Below are 18537 nucleotides of genomic sequence, written 5' to 3'. Positions count from 1 at the left end.
GAGACCAATCCCGGCACATTGCCCGCCTCTGGGCGCCGCCTTTATCGTCCACCCAGCACCCTCAGCCCCCTCGCACTGCTTACCTCCGCTTCCTCCTCCTCTTCCTCCACCGGCGCCACCTCCGTCAATTGCGCCCCATCCCGAAACGACACTGGCGCCACCCGAAACATCCAGTCGCCGTTCATCCAGTCATTACCCTCCTTCTTCTTCCGATCGCGCGGCACGCCGCCGTCATCCTTCCGGTTTTGCGCCCACGTATACAGCACATAGCCGCCCGCGTCCGTCACCCGGTAGGACAACGGACCGCCATCCGGCCGGAACGGATCGCGCGGCACGGACGCCACAAACCCCGGTACCAGCGCATCCAGCGACGCGGGCAGCGTCCCATGCGCCAGACGATGCCGCTCCACCGCGCAGGCCAGCGACGCCAGGTCCAGCGTCACCCGGCACCGCCATTCGGCATCGTGCGAACGATCCAGCGCGGGCAGCAGTATCTTCGGCATAATGAAAATCGGGTTGCTGGCCGTCTCAATCTCCGCAAGCAACGGACTGGTCGTGTTGCCGGAATTCGCCAGCATCGACGCGAAAGCGCGCAGACTCACCACGCGCGACATTGTCCAGAACTGCTGTTGCGTCCGAACCGCGATCGGATTTTCACCCATCTCTTGCCACAATTCGGAATCCATTGCACTCGTCGCGAACACGCGCTCGCCCACCATCGCCCGCGCGAACATACTTTCCTTTTCCGCCGGCGGCACGACGCCCGCCAGCCAGGCCTGCATCTCCGCCAACTGATCCTCGGTGAATGCCGTCCGGTTCAGCGCCTGCTCCACGCTCGCCGTCAGGATCCCGTGGATGGCAATGCGCACGAGCTGCGATATCAGTATAGGCTCCTCCCGCAGGCTCTCCGCCAGCGCGCCCAGCGCGTATAGATCCGGCAATACATCCGCCGGCCGATCCTCCACCGACGCCATCCAGATCTCGAAACTCAGCGCACGCGCCAGATCGCGAATGCGCGCCAGATGGTGCAGCCCGATCGCCGGCCCCGTGCCAATATCGACTGGATAGTGGCTGCGGGGATACCCGGCCTCCGCAACAGCACGCAGCCGTTCGGAGATCGGGCCGCTCACCATCGCCTGGTGCTCCAGCGCAATTTCCCAGTGGCGCGTCCAGACCGGTTCGTCGGGCTTAACGCCGACGACACCATCAATAACGGGACTGTCTTTACCATACAGCAGCGAGACTTCGGCGCCCGCGGCGCCCGATAGCTGATTTAGCTGATCCGCCCTCCACCGGTTCCACGCGGCGTTGAGCTTCTCTTTCTCGCGCACCGCCGCCAGGTAGTGCGGCGCCGCGTTCTCTTCCGGCGGCAGCGGGCCATATAGCGCCGCCAGATCCGCAAATGTCGCCGGCAGGCCCTGTGCGCGGAGCGTCGCCAGGTAAGCGGGCGCCGCCGGCCAGCGCAACCACGCGGCGGCAACGATCACCACCGCAACCAGCGCCAACGCCGCCGCGCGCCCCCGCGCGTCCAATCCCCACCCGCCCGGCGCCGCGTGATCCTCGGCTGCGATGCCACTGTCGGTTTCGTGCCGGCGCCGGTGCAGATCCAGCAGCAGCGCGGGGTAGGGGAGCACGGCCAGCGCCCCCGCCAGCAACGCGACCAACAGTCCCTCGCGAAAGATTCCGGAAAGTGGCCACGCGCCATAGGGATACGCCAGCGCCGCCACCCCAATCCAGACCGCCGCGCACCCGATGGCGTGACGCCGCGGAATCAGGCCGCGCCAGCCGCACCAGACCAGCGCCGCGAAGGCGCCGACGATCACCACAAAAACGCCCAGCCACGGCAGACGCTGTTCCACGTGCGGCGACATCGCGCCCAGCCATACCGCCAGCGCCACCGGCGCGATCCACAGCCCCGCGATCCACCGCCGCGACCGTCGCGTGCGCGCGCCCCAGACCATCAGCCCGATTACCGCCGCCAGCGTGAAGGCCCCCGGCACGATCATCCACACGACCGGAGGGTCCTCATGCGCCACGGCATAGCCTTGGCCCGCCACGGTCGCAAGCAACGCCGCCATGCCGATTATCCACGCCACCAGCCGGGTCCGGATCGCGCTCAACACCCACGCCCCCATCAGAATCGTCAATGGCAGCAACAGCCGCCCGCCGATCAGCTCGCGCACGCTGCTCTCGCCCGCCGCAATCGAATCCCGCCAGATTCGCCACAGAAGACCGCTGTCCCCGAGGAAATACCCCGCCTGGCTCAGCAGCAGCGCGGCGCACCAAGTGACGACAATCACCAGCGCGTGTCCCCAGAGCCGCGCCGACGCCATCTCCGCGCTGCTGATGGGGTGGAGGTAGTCTGTCAGCGACGATCGGATCCCCCGCTGCAAGCCCGCGCCGCCGCGCAACCCGCCCCAGATCATCGCCGTGAGCGAAAGAACCGGCCACACCGCCCAGTCGAGCACCGCCCAGCCGTATTCGGTCGCGTCTTCTTTGTAAAGCCCGAACAGCAGATACGCGACCGCCACCGAAATCCCAATCGACGCGAAGATCACGGGAAACAGCAGCCCGTCGCGGCGTAGAAACTGCCACAACAGCGCGTGGCGCGGCGTCCGGAGCCCGCGCTCGGCATGCACGCCGGGCAGCGGCATCGCCTCGGGCAACGAAAGCCGCAGCAACAGCCCCGCGCGCGCGCCGCGGCGGCAACGGTGCGCCGCATACAGCGCCACGCCATACCCGGCGGCGCAAGCGATCGCCAGAAACGCCACCCCCGCCGTGATCGAACGGAACGGCGTGTCGAATCCGCCGTGCGGGGCCGCCGCCGGCGCAAACAACACCGCGCCGGCCAGCAGCACGGCGAGAAAACCACCCGCCGCCAGCAGGGGATTCGGCCGCCGCAACCAGTCGATCGCCTGGATGCACACGTAGAGCCCCGGAATCAGCAACAACAGCACCCACGCGGGACCGTTGCCCTCGTACAGTGCCCGGCACGCGACCGTCATGGCGAAGGTCGCCGCCAGCAGCAACAGCGCGCGCAGGCTCAGCGTCACCGCCACAATCTCCCGCACCTCCAGCGGCAGCAGCAACACGCGCCCCGACATCCCCCCGGAGAGCGCCCCGCTGTTGCCCGTTCGGAACAGCAGCAGAAGCCCCAGCAACGCCAGCGGCAGCACGCTCAGCGCCAGCGCCACCGGCGCGCTGTAGCGCCAGTCCAGTACCGTCGGCGCGTCCATAATCCGCGCCGCAACCAGGCAAAGCACGCCCACCAGCACGCTCCACCCCGCAATTGCGCCGCCCGTCCGCATTTCTTCCCAGATTAATGCCCGATACTTCGTGTTCATGGCTCGTCCCCGGTCGCGCCCGCCGCCGGACGCCCCGTAACGCGACCCACAAAGATCGCGTCCAGCGTCGGCACGCTCCATTCCAGCACCTGCGCGCCCGCCGCCCGCAGCGCGCCTTCAAGCGGCTCGCGCGCGCCTTCCAGCAGCAAACTCCAGTCCCGCTCGGCCCCTTCCGCGTGCAGCAAACCGCCGACAGGCGGAAAATCCGACCGCCCCTCGGCAAGCCGCACCACCGCCCGGTGATGTGTCTCCTTCAACGTATCCATCGGCAGGTCCAGCGCCACCACGCCCTCGTGAATCATCGCCACGTGGTCGGAAACCCGCTCCACCTCGTCCAGCAGGTGCGACGAGAAAATCACCGTGCGCCCTTCTTCGGCCACCGAACGGATCACCTCGCCCAGGATGTCCCGCCGCGCCACCGCGTCCAGCCCGGAGGAGGGCTCGTCGAGCAGCAGCAGGTCGGGCCGGTGCGCCAGCGCCGCCAGCAGCCCCGCCTTCGCCTTTTCGCCGCGCGATAGCTGCTTCAGCTTCGCCTCCGGCGGCAAATCAAAGCGCCGGCGGAGTTCCTCCGCGTAGCCCGCGTCCCAATCGGGATAAAAAGCCGCCGTATACGCCATATACTCCCGCACCCGCATCCAAAGCGGCAAATCCCGATCCTCGGAGAGGTACCCGATCCGCCCCAGCACCGCCACCGGATGACGCACCGGATCCAGGCCAAACACCCGCACCGCGCCGGATTCCGCCTCGAAGGCCCCCAGCAGGTGCCGGATTAACGTCGTCTTCCCGGCCCCGTTTTCGCCCACCAGGCCAAAAACCTGCCCCGGTCGCACGCGCAGGGACACGTTCTGCAGGGCCACCTTCGCGCCAAAGGCCCGGGTGAGCCCGCTGACGTCGACAATCGCTTCGTGGTTCATGCTGCTCATTGGGCGCCCTCCTTCAGGCGATCCAGCGCCGCGCTGCACGCGCGTACCAGATCAAGCGTTGTTTCCAGATCAAACCCCAGACTCCGCGCCTCCACCAGCAATGACCGCGCGCGATCCGAAAGAATCCGGCGGCATTCCTCATCGGTATACGGCGTTCCACGTGCGGATACGTACGTTCCCGCGCCCCGCCGCTTGTAGATCAAGCCCTGCGTCTCCAGCTCACGATACGCACGCACCACCGTCTGCGGATTCACCAGCAGTTGCTGCGCCAGCACCCGAACCGGCGGAAGCTCATCCTCCGCCGTCAGGCGACCCGTCGCGATGAAGTGCTTGATCTGTTGCACCAACTGGAGATAGAGGGGCACCCCCTCGCCCTGGCTGAGATTAAAGTGCAGCACCGTCCAGCCTCCCAGGTTGTATCGATGTTCCATATACGCAATACAATTCGCGCGGACCAACCCGGCCCTTTAAATTGTATTGTTGTATCCATACAATACCACGAGCCCCAACGCCTGTCAAGACCAAACTTCCACCCACGCTCGGCGAAACCACCTCACAACAGCGGTTCCAAACGCTCCACACCCCAATCCCCCTCCGGCGTGCCACGGACAAGCCCACAAGGGCTTGCCCGTGCCAATCCCACCGCCACCCGTCAACCTACGTGCCACGCGATCGCGCCCCAGCGCGTTCGTGTGCCAGGAGCAACACCAGCCCACCACCACCAACACCACCCCACACGAGCGGCTCCACACACCCACACACCCCACGCTCCAGCCCACGTCTCCCTCCCGGCGCGCCACGGACAAGCCCGCAAGGGCTTGCCCGTGCCAGTCCCGTCGCCACCCACCCCAGCCCCGCCCGTCAACCCGTGCCACGCGATCGCGCCCCAGCGCGTTCGTGTGCCAGGAGCAACGCACACCCACCACCGCCAACACCACCCCACACGAGCGGCTCCACACACCCACACACCCCACGCTCCAGCCCACGTCTCCCTCCCGGCGCGCCACGGACAAGCCCGCCCGTCAACCCGTGCCACGCGATCGCGCCCCAGCGCGTTCGTGTGCCAGGAGCAACACCAGCCCACCACCACCAACACCACCCCACACGAGCGGCTCCATACACCCCACACCCCACACTCCAGCCTTCCACCCTCCCGGCGTGCCACGGACAAGCCCGCAAGGGCTTGCCCGTGCCAGTCCCGTCGCCACCCATCCCAGCCCCGCCCGTCAACCCGTGCCACGCGATCGCGCCCCAGCGCGTTCGTGTGCCAGGAGCAACACCAGCCCAACACCACCAACACCACCCCACACGAGCGGCGAAACCACCCCACACGAGCGGCTCCACACACCCCACACACCCCACACACCCCACACACCAGCCCTCCACCCTCCCGGCGTGCCACGGTCAAGCCCGCAAGGGCTTGCCCGTGCCACGCGATCGCGCCCCAACGCGTTCGTGTGCCAGGAGCAACACCAGCCCACCACCACCAACACCACCCCACACGAGCGGCTCCACACACCCACACACCCCACACACCAAGCGCCCCTCCCGGCGCGCCACGGACAAGCCCGCAAGGGCTTGCCCGTGCCAGTCCCGTCGCCACCCATCCCGGCCCCGGGCGTCAACCCGTGCCACGCGATCGCGCCCCAGCGCGTTCGTGTGCCAGGAGCAACACCAGCCCAACACCACCAACACCACCCCACACGAGCGGCAAAACCACCCCCTTGCCAAAACACCCATACCGGGCTATACTGACCCCGCAGTCGGGGTCGGCCCCGGCGCATCCCTCTGGGCAGGAGGACATCGGAAACAATGGCGGCGGCAGCACACCAAATCAGGCACACCCGCGCCACCGGGGACACCCGCGCGCCGCGCGCCGCCAACCTCGAAGCGCGGCCGGGGGGACTGCCGCGCACCCGCAACCCCAATCCCCGCACGCGCGCCCGCCTCCAACCACATACCGCGCCCCGGCCCCATCCAGGCAACGTGCGAGGCTGTACCCCAAAAAAGCCGACCTACACCTACGGCCAGTTCGGGCGCATGACCCGCAAGACCGGCGGCGACACGACGAAATACCCCGGCAAGCAAATCGGCGCCGTCCTGGCCACCTCCGAAGGGACCAGCGCGGCCACGGGGACTTGGAACTATCCGCCTACGGCGGACCTGCGGCACATCCCGTCGAAGATCCGCCGCAGGCGGACCTGTGGGACCAGGATGGCGACCGCATCGGTAAATACGAATACACCCCTTTCGGCGGCAAATACGCCGACCACGGCGAAGACATCACCGGTCGAAGATCCGCCGCAGGAGGAAAAATCCACCGGCCACGCCTGGGACAGCGAGGCCCGGCTGTACTATACTGCCTACCGGTACTACAGCCCCGACGCCAACCGCTGGCTCACCCGAGACCCCCTCGGCATGGTCGACGGCCCGAATATGTATGCGTATGTGGTGAATAATCCGGTGAGTTTGATTGACGTAGATGGCCGGGCAGTCTGGGCTGTGCCACTGATTCTACTTATTGGAGGCACAGCCCTAAGCCTTGTGCTAGACCTCCTCTGGCTACTTTTCTGCTCTCGATCATCGGTATCTCTATCGCTCTATATCTATCTTCTTGAGGTTGGCGACAAATAGATTTTGACCGCAGAACGCAAAGTTTGCAAAGGAAGCCCTTTTGCGTTCTTTGCGCTCTTTGCGGTTGATAATCCTCTCCCCAATTCTCCGCCGTGCGCGTCTTCTCCCCGACCGGCCTCCCCGAACGCGGTGACGCACGATTTTTCACTTGCCAGATGCGCCCCTTCGGGCTATACTACGTCAGGCAAGCCAAACACAGGCGGGAGCAGCAACCCCTGGTCATGGCGGCAGACAAACCCCCGGCACGCGATGATGACGGAGTCGGTGCTTCCTGACAGAGTGGTTTACTTGCCAACGGACAGCGCATGCGCGCGGGGTACGTCCCCTGGCGGCGCGCGCACGGGTAGCCGGCGACGCGCTGCCCGGACGAGCGTTGTCGGCCAGTGCAGGACGGGCAGTTACTTGACATATCAAGTATTCTGTGGTACACTTGGGGAGTTCGGGCAGCCCGTTAGTACACACAGCAGACGGTTGCGCGCCCAATTGCGCGACATATCAACTATATACACAAAAACAATGACAGGAGGTTCGCCATGATCACCATCCGCCGCGCCCATGAACGTGGCCACGCCAACCACGGCTGGCTTGACTCGCACCATACCTTCTCCTTTGCCGACTACCACGATCCGGCGCACATGGGCTTTCGCTCGTTGCGCGTGCTGAACGACGACGTTATCCAGGGCGGGGGCGGGTTTCCGTTCCATCCCCACGAAAACATGGAGATCTTCTCCTACGTCACCGAGGGCGCGCTGGAGCACCGCGACAGCATGGGGAACGGCTCGGTGCTGCGCCGGGGCGACGTCCAGTTGATGTCCGCCGGGACCGGGGTGTTGCATTCGGAGTTCAACCCGCAGGCCGACGCGCCGACGCACCTCTTCCAGATCTGGATTCGCCCGTCGGAACGGGGGCAGACGCCGAACTATCAGGAACGCCGCTTCGAGGACGCCGATCTGGCCGATCGACTGCGGGTGGTGGTATCGGCGGACGGCCGCGACGGCTCGCTCGTCATCCGGCAGGACGCCACGATTTACGCGGGCCGCCTGGCGGCGGGCGTGGGGGAGACGCACGAGCTCGCGCCCGGGCGGCATGCCTGGCTGCAGGTGCTCTCGGGCGCCGTGGCGCTGAATGGAGCGCGCCTTTCCACTGGAGACGGGGCCTCTACAAACGATCCCGGCCCGCTGTCGCTTTCGGCAACGGAAGACGCCGAGGTGCTGTTGTTCGACCTCGCGTAATGCATAGCACACTCCGCCGCCGGTCTCCCGAGGCCGGCGGTTCTCTTTCCGCGCGTCCCCCGGGTTGAAGCCTCCGTCCCGGTATGCCATAATCCCCACGGCCATCGGGTCACGAGTATTTTTTTGTCCCGGGACGGCCCGTCCTTATCGCGGAAAGGGAATCATGGAAAGTGTAATCGGACTCCACCCTATAGACCTCGTGATTATCGCGGTCTATATGGCTGGCACGCTGTTGCTCGGCTTCTTCACGACCAAGTACATCGGAAACGCCGAGGATTTCTTTGTTTCGGGCAAATCGCTGCCCTTCTGGGCGATCGGTTTCTCGATTGTTGTGAGCGATATCGGCGCGACGGATTTCGTGGCGGTGGCGGGGGCGACCTTCCAGCACGGCGTTTCGGCGGCGAATTTCGACTGGATGGGGTCGATGCCCGCCATGGTCATCGCGGCCTTTGTGTTTGTGCCGTATTTCTGGCGCACAGGCGTCTTCACGATTCCGGAGTTCCTCGGCCGGCGCTACAACACGGCCGTGCAGTTCATCAACGCCCTGATTTGGGCCGTCGTGCTGTTCCTGGGCCTGGCCATCATGCTCTGGGTCACGGCGGACAAGCTGATGTACACCATCCTGGGCTGGGATCCGTGGTTCTGCGTCATCCTGATGGCCACGGTCACCGGCATGTACGTGTTTTCCGGCGGCATGACCGCGGTGGTATTCACCGACGTGGTCCAGCTTATCGTGATGTACGTCGGCGGCCTGGGCCTGCTCGCCCTGGCGCTCTGGGAAGTGGGCGGCTGGGGCTCCCTGCAAGAGCAGATCCTGGCGAAGGGCCCCGAATTCCAGAACCACTTCACCATCCTCTTGCCGCACGACACCACCGGGCCCTTCCCGTGGACGGGTATCATATTCGGGCTGGGCATCGTGCTCGCCGTGGCCTATATGAGCGGCAACCAGGTCATCGTGCAGCGCACGCTCGGCGCCCGCACCGAGTGGGACGCGAAGGCGGGCATGCTCACGGGCGGCTTTCTCAAGGCCTTCATCCCGCTCATGGTCGCCGTGCCCGGGCTTTGCGCGCTGATTCTCGTGCCCAGCCTCGAAATGAAGGACGCGGACCGCGCCGTTCCCGAAATGATCCGGCTGCTGCTGCCGGCGGGCCTGCGCGGGCTGATGTTCGCCGCGCTCTTCGCCGCGCTGATGTCCAGCATATCCGGCACGCTGAACTCGGCCACGACCATCTTCATCACCGATATCTGGGGCCAGATCCGCAAGTGGCTCGGCCAGCCCAACTACACCGAACGCCAGGCCCTGAACATGGGCCGCGCCTTCACCGCCGTCCTGATCATCATCTCCGCAACCTTCTGTAAGGCCATCGCGGACCGCGAAAGTATATACGTCTTCACGCAGACCATCCTGAGCATGTTCCAGGGGCCGACCCTGGCCATTCTGCTGCTCGGCATCGTGTGGCCGCGCGCCACGCAGTGGGGCGGGCTGGCGGGCCTCGGCCTGGGCGTACCCTTCTGCTTCGTGCTCAACTACACCCCCGGCCTATTCACCTCGGAGAACCCGTTCCTGTTCGTCGCCTGGTGGTCCTTCGTGTTCTCGATGGTGGTGACGGTCGTGGTCAGCCTGCTGACCCCGCCCGAATCCGAGGAGAAGCTGCGTGGCGTCACCTGGAGCTACGTGGTCAAGAGTGACGCGGCGCAGGCGGCGCTGGAAGAAAGGAATTCCTGATGCAAGCACTCAGCAATTTTTTCACGGCCATTAACGACGGGTTCGTCGCGATGTTCGCCAGCCTGGGCGGCGCCTTCATCAGCCTCTGCGAAACCGTCTTCCGGCCGGTGCTAGTCCTTTTCTTCGGCCCGATTAACAGGATTCTGGCGCCCATTTACCAGCCCTGGGCCACGATCATGGCCATCGCCTTCTTCATCGGCGCCATGATCTGGGTGGGCGCGATCCTGAAGGAGTCCTACGTCAATCTGGGCCGGCCGAACCAGGCCTGGTATTCCGACCTGCGCATCTGGACCGTGGGCTCGATGCTGCCCCACCTGTTCGTGTACCTGTACTTCTATTGAGGATTTCATCATGAGCAAGACGATTGATAAAGTAGAAGAGCGGCACACGAAAAACGAGCTGCTCAAGCGCGACGGTGAAACGAGCATGGCCGTCGGCCTGTTCGTGTTCGCGCTGGGCGTCCCGGTCCTGATCGGCACCCTGTGGAGCCTCGACAACCCCCGGGCGGCCTTCGTGAACGTCGTGTGCGGCGCGGTGCTCATTCTGATTGGCGGAGCCGCCACGTATTACGGCTGGACCATGTTCTCCCGCGCGCGGAAGAACGACGAGGCGTGACCGGCCAGGTACTTCCCGTACGCATAGACGCGGCGCACGCCCTCCGGCGCTTCCGGCGGCGGCGCTTCGTCAACCTGTTCGGCTTCTGGCCGCATCCGCCCGCGAAGGTGGACGCCGCGGGCAATCCGGCGTCGCTTGAAATCGTCTGGATGCCGGCCTACGCCTACCGCTTCGCCATGTTCCACAAGGGGAAGCAGGTGTACTCCCTGGTCTCGGTGGACGCGAGTTTTGGCGGTTTTTCGCTCTTCGGGCGAAGGGGTGAACTCGAGGACGCCCCGGCGGACGCCGAAGGGCTCCCGCCGACCATCGGCGAGGCGCGCGCGGAGGAACTTGCGCGCGAGGGGATCGTCCGTTACATCCTGCGGACGCGCGGAGCCAAGCCAAATCCCGAGGACATCGTCGAGCGTTTCACCTACCACGCGCCGGTGTGGGTCTACTACTTCCGGCGCCTGGGCGGCAAACTGGATCTCGCCGTCCTCGACGCCTACAGCGGCGACGCCATGGGCGGGCTGGTGCGGCGGTCCATCGTGGAGGCCTTCATCGCCCAGCGCGCGGCCCGCACCCCGGCAACGCCGTCCTGAACGCGCCCCCGGAGTTAATGCAGCTTGGAGAGCAGCCCAATCTGGCCGCGGTGGTACGCATCGTGGCTGATCATGATCCCGAGCGTAACCCCGACGCTGCTGAAAAAAGACCGCAGCTCGTCGCGCATCTTCCCCGGGAGCGGCTGATCCAGCATGCTGTCGTCCAGCGACCGCAAACCCGCAATCGCGGCGTCAAAGGCTTTGTTGTACAGGCCGATCACCTCGTCCCACGCGGGGTACTCCTCGGGGTTCGAGGTCGGCGGCGCGCCACCCACAAAATCGGGCGCAAAGAGCCTCGCCTGCTCGCGCTTGAGCAGGGAATCCTGCTGGAGCGTGTACACCAGCAGAACGGTGTTTACCGTATTCGCCAGATGGCCCGCCAGCCAGAGCGGCGTGGCTTTACCCTCCTGCAGTTGCTTGAAGCGGTGCGTTTCGGGAACGCCGGACAGGGTCTGAAGCGTCTGCTTGCGCGCACTCTCGAGCAAGTCCAGGTAGACGCTCATGCGGGTGTTATTCATCGGAAAAACTCCTCGGGGGTTGGCGCCGCGCCTCCGGCGCTCCCATACATTCGCGCAACCCTCCCGGGGAAGTCAAACCGGATCGAGATGCATGCGCGTGACGTCCGCGCGCCGGTAGGTCCCCACGCCCGAGAAGGGACGGGTGCGCGCTGAAGAAGGTGATTTCGCGGAGTGACCCGCCGTCCAACAAGTGAGGCGCGAGCCCTCCCGGGTGGCGGCAATGCGCGCGCCTGTCCCGGTCGAGGTCGAACACGAAAGCCGGATGGCGCGGCGCAATGAAACCAGGTCGGTCGGGATGCCCCCCCGCTTCATGCCTGGAGGAATATGCCTGACGCGGGGAGCGGCATGCAATCCTCAACCTTTTTCCACCACCCCGCTATGGGATATGCTGCGCGGCATGAAACCCATCGCCAGACATCGACCCCTGATTCCTTGTTTCCTGCTTCTTTCCGCCGTACTGGCGCTGGCGTCGTGGAGCTTCGCCGAATCCCCGGAATGGCGCGCCGGCGCCGCCACCATCGACATCACACCCGACATTCCGGTGCCCCTGGTTGGCTACGGCGGGCGCGACAAACCCTTCGAAGCGGTCGATACCCCGATCCACCTGAAGGCGCTGGCCCTGGAAGATCACGCCGGCAAGCGCGCCGTGTTGATCACGGGCGACCTGGTGGGCTTTCAGGCGGTGTTCTTCGAGGAATCGTGCCGGCGCATCATGCAGCAAACCGGCCTGACGCGCGGGCAGATCATGCTCAACGCCTCGCACAACCACACCGGCCCGCTGATGAGCCTGAACCCCGATCCGGACGGCAACCTGGCGTACGCCGCGTTTCCTGACGATATGCCCGCCGAGAACGTGGTGCGCTATACGAAGCGCCTGCAGGATGAGGTCGTTTCCGTGGCGCTGGACGCGCTGTCAAAGCTCGCCCCGGCTACGTTGGCGTGGGGGAGCGACGCGGTGGATTTCCCGATGAACCGCCGCGTTATCTCGCCCGAGGGCCACGTCTGGATGCAGCCCAACCCCGATGGCCCGGCCGACCGGCGTGTCCCGGTGCTGCGCGTGCTGGATGCCGGCGGCAAGCTCCTCGCGATTGCGCTGGGCTGCGCTTGCCACAACACCGGCCTCACGGCGGATCACAACGTCATCAGCGGCGATTACGCGGGCTATGCGCGCGAGTTCCTGGAAGCCGAGACGGGCGCGACCGTGCTTTTCCTGAGCGGGTGCGGCGCGGATGCGAACCCCGAGCCGCGCGCGGATATCCCGGGCGTGCGTAAACACGGGAGGGCCCTGGCCGATGCGGCCCTGCGCGTGCTGGGCGGAGAAATGCGGCCGATCCAGGGCCCCCTGCGGCTGGCGTATGAAACGACCGATCTCCCCCTGATGCCGCTGGACGCTGAAACCCTGGCGGTCTATGCGAACCGCAAGACTACGGAGCGCCTCATGGCCGAGCACATGATCGGGCTTTTGGCGGCGGGAAAGTCGCTCCCGGCGCACTACAGCGCGCCAATCGCCGCCTGGGGATTCGGGGACGACCTCATCCTGGTCGGCCTGCCGAGCGAAGTCGTCGCGGACTACGCGCTGATGCTGTACCGCGACCTGCCCGACTTGCCGTTGTGGGTCTCGGCCTACGCCAATGACTTCTTCGGCTACGTCCCCACCGCGCAAATTGTCCGGGAGGGCGGGCACGAGACCATCGGCGTGACCACCTACCTCTGGGGCCGCGATCTCGACACGCGGGCGGGCTTCTTCTCCGAAGACGTCGAGCGCGTCATGCTGGAGACCACCAAACGCCTGATTTCCGAAGTCCGCGCCCGCTAATGCGCCGTAACTCAATCGCTCAACCTGCCGGATTCCCGTTCCGGCTGTCCAACGCGCCGAAAGGCGCAAATGTAGGATAGCCGTCCCGGCTGTCCAGGCGCCGAAGGCGCAAATGTAGGATAGCCGTCCCGGCTGTCCAACGCGCCGAAAGGCGCAAATGTAGGATAGCCGTCCCGGCTGTCCAGGCGCCGAAGGCGCAAATGTAGGATAGCCGTCCCGGCTGTCCGGGCGCCAAAGGCGCAAATGTAGGATAGCCGTCCCGGCTGTCCGGGCGCCGAAGGCGCAAATGTAGGATAGCCGTCCCGGCTGTCCAGGCGCCGAAAGGCGCAAATGTAGGATAGCCGTCCCGGCTGTCCAACGCGCCGAAAGGCGCGACAGGATCCCGGCCAATTCCGCCACGGCGGACCTTCAGCAAGTCCGCGGCAAATCGAGCCCACCCCTACGAGATCCCCCGACCCCACCAAAATCACCTCGAAAAGAAAGTGGCACAGCCGTCCCGGCTGTGTTCAGCGCCGAAAGGCGCGATCCTTCGATTCACGCCCGACTTGACCGAAACACGCTTTCACACCGGTGCGTGAATCATTCCGCTAAAGTGTTTCCTATCCGGTAGAGATAGCCCGGCGTCCGCAGATACAGCGCCCCGCTGGCCATGGCGGGAGACGCCATCGGGCCCTCGTCGAGCGTGTTGGTCCCCACGACTTCCGGCGTACGCCCGGGGCGCATCAGGGTAGTGACGCCCTGTGTGCTGGTGAAGCAAAGCAGGCCGCCCGCATACACGGGCGACGCGATATGATTGCCGCCAATACGCTCCGTCCAGAGGAGTTCACCCGTTTCCGGCTCGCGGCAGGACACTTCGCCCCGGTTGCTGACGGTATACAGCAGGCCATCCACGAGAATCGGCGAGGGCGTCTCCGGCACGTCGCGCCCCGCGTGCGTCCAGGCGACATGCGTGGCGGTGGCGTCGCCCGCGCCATCGGTGCGGATCGCCCACAGCTCCGAAGCGCCGTAGCCCGTCGCCGTGAAAAGCCGCGCCCCATCCCACACCGGGCGCGTGGAGGGGGTAAAGCCCGCCATTTCGACTTTCCACAATTCCTCACCCGAACGCGGGTCGTACCCATACGCCGCCGACGATCCGACGCTGAGCAGGAGCGGCTTCCCATCCTGCTCGACGACCACCGGCGTGCTGTAGGCCTTGCGCATGTCGCCGCCGCGCTTCGGAAGGCCATTCTCGTCGTAATCGTCCCAGGTACGCGTGCGATCCGTGCGCCAGCGGGTCTCGCCGGTGCGCTTGTCCAGCGCCGTCACATACTGCTGGTCGATGCCGTCGAACGTGAGGATAAGCAGGTCTTCATAGAGGATCGGCGAGGAGCCCGGACCCCGGTAATGGCGGCAGGGCAGGTCCGTCCGCTGCCAGATCACTTCCGCCGTCTCCGTATCGAGACAGGCCGTCCCATACACGCCAAAGTGCACATACACCCGGCCCGGCTCGATAACCGGCGACGGCGAAGCGTAGCAATTCACATTGTTCCCGAGCGGCTCCGGATCGTCGGCGTGAAACAGGTGCTTGTTATGAAGAATTTTACCAGTCGCCGCGTCGAGGCTGATCGCGTAGTAGTCCGTGCCGTCTTCCGTCGCCGTCGTCAGCCACACCTGGCCGCTCATGATCACCGGCGTGGACCAGCCCTTCAGCGGGATCGGCGTCTTCCAGGCGACGTTTTCCGTCTCGCTCCAGCGCGTGGGGATCGCGGCGGCGTGGGGGGCGTGGCCGTTGGCTTCCGGGCCGCGAAACTCCGGCCAGGAATCGGCGGCTCCAACCGGGCTGAGACAGAAAACAAGCAGGCCCAGCAGAAAAAGTATCAAACACAACCTCATAACCGACGACTCCCGGAATTATGCGCGTGCGCAATACCAACGCGCGGCTACCCAATCATTCCCGATTGTACGGGATCGGCGGGGTGCGGGACCATCCCCGACTTACGCGTCGCCGCCGGGCTTTGCGCGATTCCGGGGGGAGCGTGGCGAAAGGTAGATGGCGTACAGCCCGAAGCCGGCGAATATCGCGCTGGTGGCCAGCATGACCGCGACGCCCCAGTAGGCCGCGCGTTTGTTGGTCATGCGCGGAAGCTCCTCCACGGGTTGCGAGGCGCTTTCGGCGGCGCCCTCTTCCGCCGGGGCGGTGTCGGCCTGGGCGAGCTGAAAGCTGCCGGTGGGCGGCGCGGCATGCGCATACCGGGGAGGGCACATGGCGGCGGCGAGCGCCAGAAACACAAGGCACGCCGCCAGGAGGTGGGGGATGTTTTTCATCGGAGAACTCCTTCAAGGGGGGGATTCCGGGACGTTCCAGGGCAATCGCATGTAAACCCGACCACGGAATATGGGTATAAAATTGAGTCGATTCGTAACCTTGAATCAATGAAAGTGAGCGTGTGGGAGCGCCGGCATCTCTGCCGGCAAGGTCAGGGATTCGCCGTGGGCGAAATGCCAGCGCTCCAACACGCGCCCTTCTTAACATTGCAGGTGGTTCGAATGGCGCTCGGCCCGTAAAGGAAGTCTAAATGCGATTGCCCTGCGGGCCGTTCCGGACCGCCTTATTGTACCGCCGTGGCGGGGTCGAAAGGAATTGCATGCCTCGCGCGCCGCAAGCTTCCGCTTCGGCGTTTTCCGAATTGGCGCGTCCATCCCGTATACTAGGGCCCGTGCAGCGGCGCGGGCATTGCCGGGCGACTTCCCGCGCGATCCCCAACATCATCCCATTGAAAGGACGTTCCCATGGCCAGGCGCGGCATCCTAACCACCAGTTCCTGGGCGGAGGCCCGGGGCATTATCTGGTCGCACCGCAGGCGGATCGCGATCGGCCTGGCGCTGGTCGTAGTCAATCGCCTGAGCGGTCTGGTGGCGCCGGGCAGCACCAAGTTCCTGGTCGATAACATCCTGGCCCCGGGCGCCCATACGGAGCCGCTGTTCGGCATTTCGGAGCCGGGTTCCCTCCTGCTCCTGCTGGGCGCCGCCGTGGCCGCCGCCTGCCTGATTCAGGCCGCCACGACGTTCGCCCTGTCCCAGGTGCTCGGGGTGGCGGCGCAGAAGGCGATCACCGACATGCGCAAGCGGGTCCAGCAGCACGTGATCCGGCTGCCCGTCCATTACTTTGACTCCACCAAAACCGGCGTGCTCATTTCGCGCATCATGACCGACGCCGAAGGCATCCGGAACCTGATCGGGACCGGGCTGGTGCAGGTGAGCGGCGGCGTTTTTGGCGCCGCTATTGCCCTCGCGGTCCTGCTCTGGCTGAACTGGATCCTGACGCTGGTAATCGTGGTGGTGCTGGGGGCGTTCGCGTTCAGCATGGCCTACGCTTTCGCCCGCCTGCGGCCTTTGTTCCGGGAGCGCGGCGAACTCAACGCGCAGGTGACCGGACGCCTGACCGAATCGCTGGGCGGTGTGCGCGTCGTAAAGGGCTACACGGCGGAACGGCGGGAAGACCTGATCTTCGCCCGCGGCGTCCACCGCCTGTTCCGGAATGTCGCCGGCGCGGTGACCGGCGTTTCCGCCATCTCCTCGGTATCCACCGCGCTCATCGGCATTATCGCCACGGTCATGATCATGCTCGGCGGACGTTTTGTCCTTTCCGGCGCCATGACCCCCGGCGACCTGTTCATGTTCCTGGCCTTCGTCGCCATGGTGGTCATGCCGCTGGTGCAAATCGCGAATATCTCCACGCAGTTCAGCGAAGCCTTCGCCGGCCTCGATCGTATCCGCGAGATCCGGAGCATGGCCACCGAAGACGATGAGGATGCCTCCCGCGAGCCCGCCGGCGACCTCCGGGGCGATATCGGCTTCGACAACGTGGCCTTCGAATATACAGCGGACGTCCCCGTACTCAAGGGCGTCTCCTTCGAGGCGTCCGCCGGCAGCACCACCGCGCTCGTCGGATCCAGCGGATCGGGCAAAAGCACGCTCATCGGCCTGGTGATGGCCTTTCACCGGCCCAAGGCGGGCCGCGTCACCGTAGACGGCCGCGATCTGGCCTCCATCAAACTGCGGGATTACCGGGAGCACCTGGGGTTGGTTCTTCAGGAAAACTTCCTTTTTGACGGGACCATCGCCGAGAACATCGCCTTCTCCAGGCCCAACGCGCCTCTGGAAGAGATCAAGCGGGTGAGCAAACTGGCCCACTGCGACGAATTCATCATGGGGTTTGAGAAGGGCTACGACACGATCGTGGGCGAGCGTGGCGTCAAGCTGTCCGGCGGCCAGCGCCAGCGCATCGCAATCGCGCGGGCTATCCTGGCGGACCCGCGCATTCTGATTCTGGACGAGGCCACCTCCAGCCTGGACAGCGAGAGTGAAGCCTACATCCAGGACGGCCTCCGATCCCTGCGCGCTGGCCGGACGAGCTTCGTGATCGCGCACCGGCTCTCCACCATCCGCAGCGCGGACCAGATCCTGGTGCTGGAGCATGGCGAGATTGTGGAGCGGGGGAGCCACGCGGAACTCATGGCGCTCAACGGGCGCTACCGCGATCTACACGACCGGCAGTACCAGTTCGAGAGCAACCAGTTCATTAATCCGGGCGAGGATTTCACCCCGGACGCGCTGGCGGAAGGCGCCCGTTAGTAGTTCAATTCCTGCGACACGCCAAGCCCCGTGAACGCGTCCGTGGAGGCGGGCACGCCCGAACCGCCGCCGCGCGCCCGCACGTTCTGCCCGGAGCCGCCGTCCGCCTCCGACGGCGCGGGGTTGCTTACCTGCCCGGTCCGCGGGTTGTAGTTGAAGGGCTTCCGCGCGGTCGTGTTTGGCACCTGCGCCATGAACTCCGGTGAAAGATCCGCCAGGCTGGCGGGGTAATGCCCCTTCAGTGTTGCATAATTCCGGACGGCGTCCTGAATCCGTTGCAGGTTCTGGGCGTCGGTCGCGGCGTGCTTCGCCGTGTTGTCCACCAGCATGGGGTAGACCACCGGAAATGCCGCCACCACGATCACAATCAGGATGATCGCGAGAATAAGCTTGTCGTTTTCCATAGTGCGCTGCCTCCAGAGGAAATCAAACCGGTCACGCGCCGATCCTGAATTCAGTATCGCACGTTTTTCGTGGCGGCACAAGCGCCGCGCGTTCCGTAGTGGATCATCCTCCCGCGCATGGCGCCGGGCC

General features: G+C 65.5%; 15 protein-coding genes. 8 read left to right on the top strand and 7 right to left on the bottom strand.

Translation table 11 applies throughout. The features are described from left to right. Positions 1-41: 41 nt before the first annotated feature. The 3 genes from KF886_07005 to KF886_06995 are packed head-to-tail and all read right to left on the bottom strand — an operon-like array spanning position 42 to position 4662. Positions 42-3344: a hypothetical protein gene (locus KF886_07005; protein MBX3177088.1), complete on the bottom strand. Its 3303-nt coding sequence runs from the start codon at positions 3342-3344 to the stop codon at positions 42-44. Further along, complete coding sequence (locus KF886_07000) at positions 3341-4267, bottom strand: ABC transporter ATP-binding protein (protein MBX3177087.1); 927 nt, start codon at positions 4265-4267, stop codon at positions 3341-3343. The genes KF886_07005 and KF886_07000 overlap by 4 nt, the downstream gene beginning before the upstream one ends. Next, the gene (locus KF886_06995; protein MBX3177086.1) at positions 4264-4662 is read right to left on the bottom strand and encodes a GntR family transcriptional regulator; all 399 of its coding nucleotides are present in this window, start codon (positions 4660-4662) and stop codon (positions 4264-4266) included. The genes KF886_07000 and KF886_06995 overlap by 4 nt, the downstream gene beginning before the upstream one ends. A 1417-nt stretch (positions 4663-6079) precedes the next feature. Between KF886_06995 and KF886_06990 the strand changes: the two genes are divergently transcribed. The 6 genes from KF886_06990 (at position 6080) to KF886_06965 (ending at position 11055) form a co-directional block, all read left to right on the top strand. After that, positions 6080-6901, top strand: a complete 822-nt coding sequence (locus KF886_06990) for an RHS repeat-associated core domain-containing protein (GenBank protein MBX3177085.1) — start codon at positions 6080-6082, stop codon at positions 6899-6901. 533 nt (positions 6902-7434) lie between these two features. Beyond that, complete coding sequence (locus KF886_06985; protein MBX3177084.1) at positions 7435-8133, top strand: pirin family protein; 699 nt, start codon at positions 7435-7437, stop codon at positions 8131-8133. Positions 8134-8296: 163 nt separating this feature from the next. Next, positions 8297-9859, top strand: a complete 1563-nt coding sequence (locus KF886_06980; protein MBX3177083.1) for a sodium/solute symporter — start codon at positions 8297-8299, stop codon at positions 9857-9859. Then, a complete protein-coding gene (locus KF886_06975; protein ID MBX3177082.1) occupies positions 9859-10200 on the top strand; it encodes a hypothetical protein in 342 nt (113 codons plus the stop codon). The genes KF886_06980 and KF886_06975 overlap by 1 nt, the downstream gene beginning before the upstream one ends. A gap of 10 nt (positions 10201-10210) precedes the next feature. Next, positions 10211-10474, top strand: coding sequence for a hypothetical protein (locus tag KF886_06970; GenBank protein MBX3177081.1), 264 nt, complete (start codon positions 10211-10213; stop codon positions 10472-10474). Continuing rightward, positions 10471-11055, top strand: a complete 585-nt coding sequence (locus KF886_06965; GenBank protein MBX3177080.1) for a hypothetical protein — start codon at positions 10471-10473, stop codon at positions 11053-11055. Before KF886_06970 ends, KF886_06965 begins: the two co-directional genes overlap by 4 nt. 14 nt (positions 11056-11069) lie before the next feature. On the opposite strand, the gene KF886_06960 is transcribed toward KF886_06965, so the two are convergent. Continuing rightward, the gene (locus KF886_06960; GenBank protein MBX3177079.1) at positions 11070-11573 is read right to left on the bottom strand and encodes a DinB family protein; all 504 of its coding nucleotides are present in this window, start codon (positions 11571-11573) and stop codon (positions 11070-11072) included. A gap of 397 nt (positions 11574-11970) precedes the next feature. On the opposite strand from KF886_06960, the gene KF886_06955 reads away from it, so the two are divergent. Continuing rightward, positions 11971-13389 carry a hypothetical protein gene (locus KF886_06955; GenBank protein MBX3177078.1) on the top strand — a complete coding sequence of 473 codons (1419 nt, stop codon included), beginning with the start codon at positions 11971-11973 and terminating at the stop codon, positions 13387-13389. A gap of 579 nt (positions 13390-13968) precedes the next feature. Here the strand turns inward: KF886_06955 and KF886_06950 are convergent. Together KF886_06950 and KF886_06945 are read right to left on the bottom strand one after the other, a co-directional pair. Continuing rightward, entirely contained in the window at positions 13969-15261 is a 1293-nt protein-coding gene (locus KF886_06950) for a PQQ-binding-like beta-propeller repeat protein (protein ID MBX3177077.1), read from the bottom strand. Between the two features lie 102 nt (positions 15262-15363). Then, positions 15364-15693, bottom strand: coding sequence for a hypothetical protein (locus KF886_06945; protein ID MBX3177076.1), 330 nt, complete (start codon positions 15691-15693; stop codon positions 15364-15366). A gap of 465 nt (positions 15694-16158) precedes the next feature. Here KF886_06945 and KF886_06940 point away from each other — a divergent pair, with 465 nt between their 5' ends. After that, positions 16159-18003, top strand: coding sequence for an ABC transporter ATP-binding protein (locus tag KF886_06940; GenBank protein MBX3177075.1), 1845 nt, complete (start codon positions 16159-16161; stop codon positions 18001-18003). Here the strand turns inward: KF886_06940 and KF886_06935 are convergent. After that, the gene (locus KF886_06935; protein ID MBX3177074.1) at positions 18000-18407 is read right to left on the bottom strand and encodes a hypothetical protein; all 408 of its coding nucleotides are present in this window, start codon (positions 18405-18407) and stop codon (positions 18000-18002) included. The two genes, KF886_06940 and KF886_06935, sit on opposite strands and share 4 nt — an antisense overlap. Positions 18408-18537 lie beyond the last annotated feature (130 nt).

This window comes from Candidatus Hydrogenedentota bacterium (assembly GCA_019637335.1).
Taxonomy (GTDB): domain Bacteria; phylum Hydrogenedentota; class Hydrogenedentia; order Hydrogenedentales; family JAEUWI01; genus JAEUWI01.
Note: the sequence above shows the minus strand (reverse complement) of the source record. Positions and strands in the feature narration are given on the sequence as shown.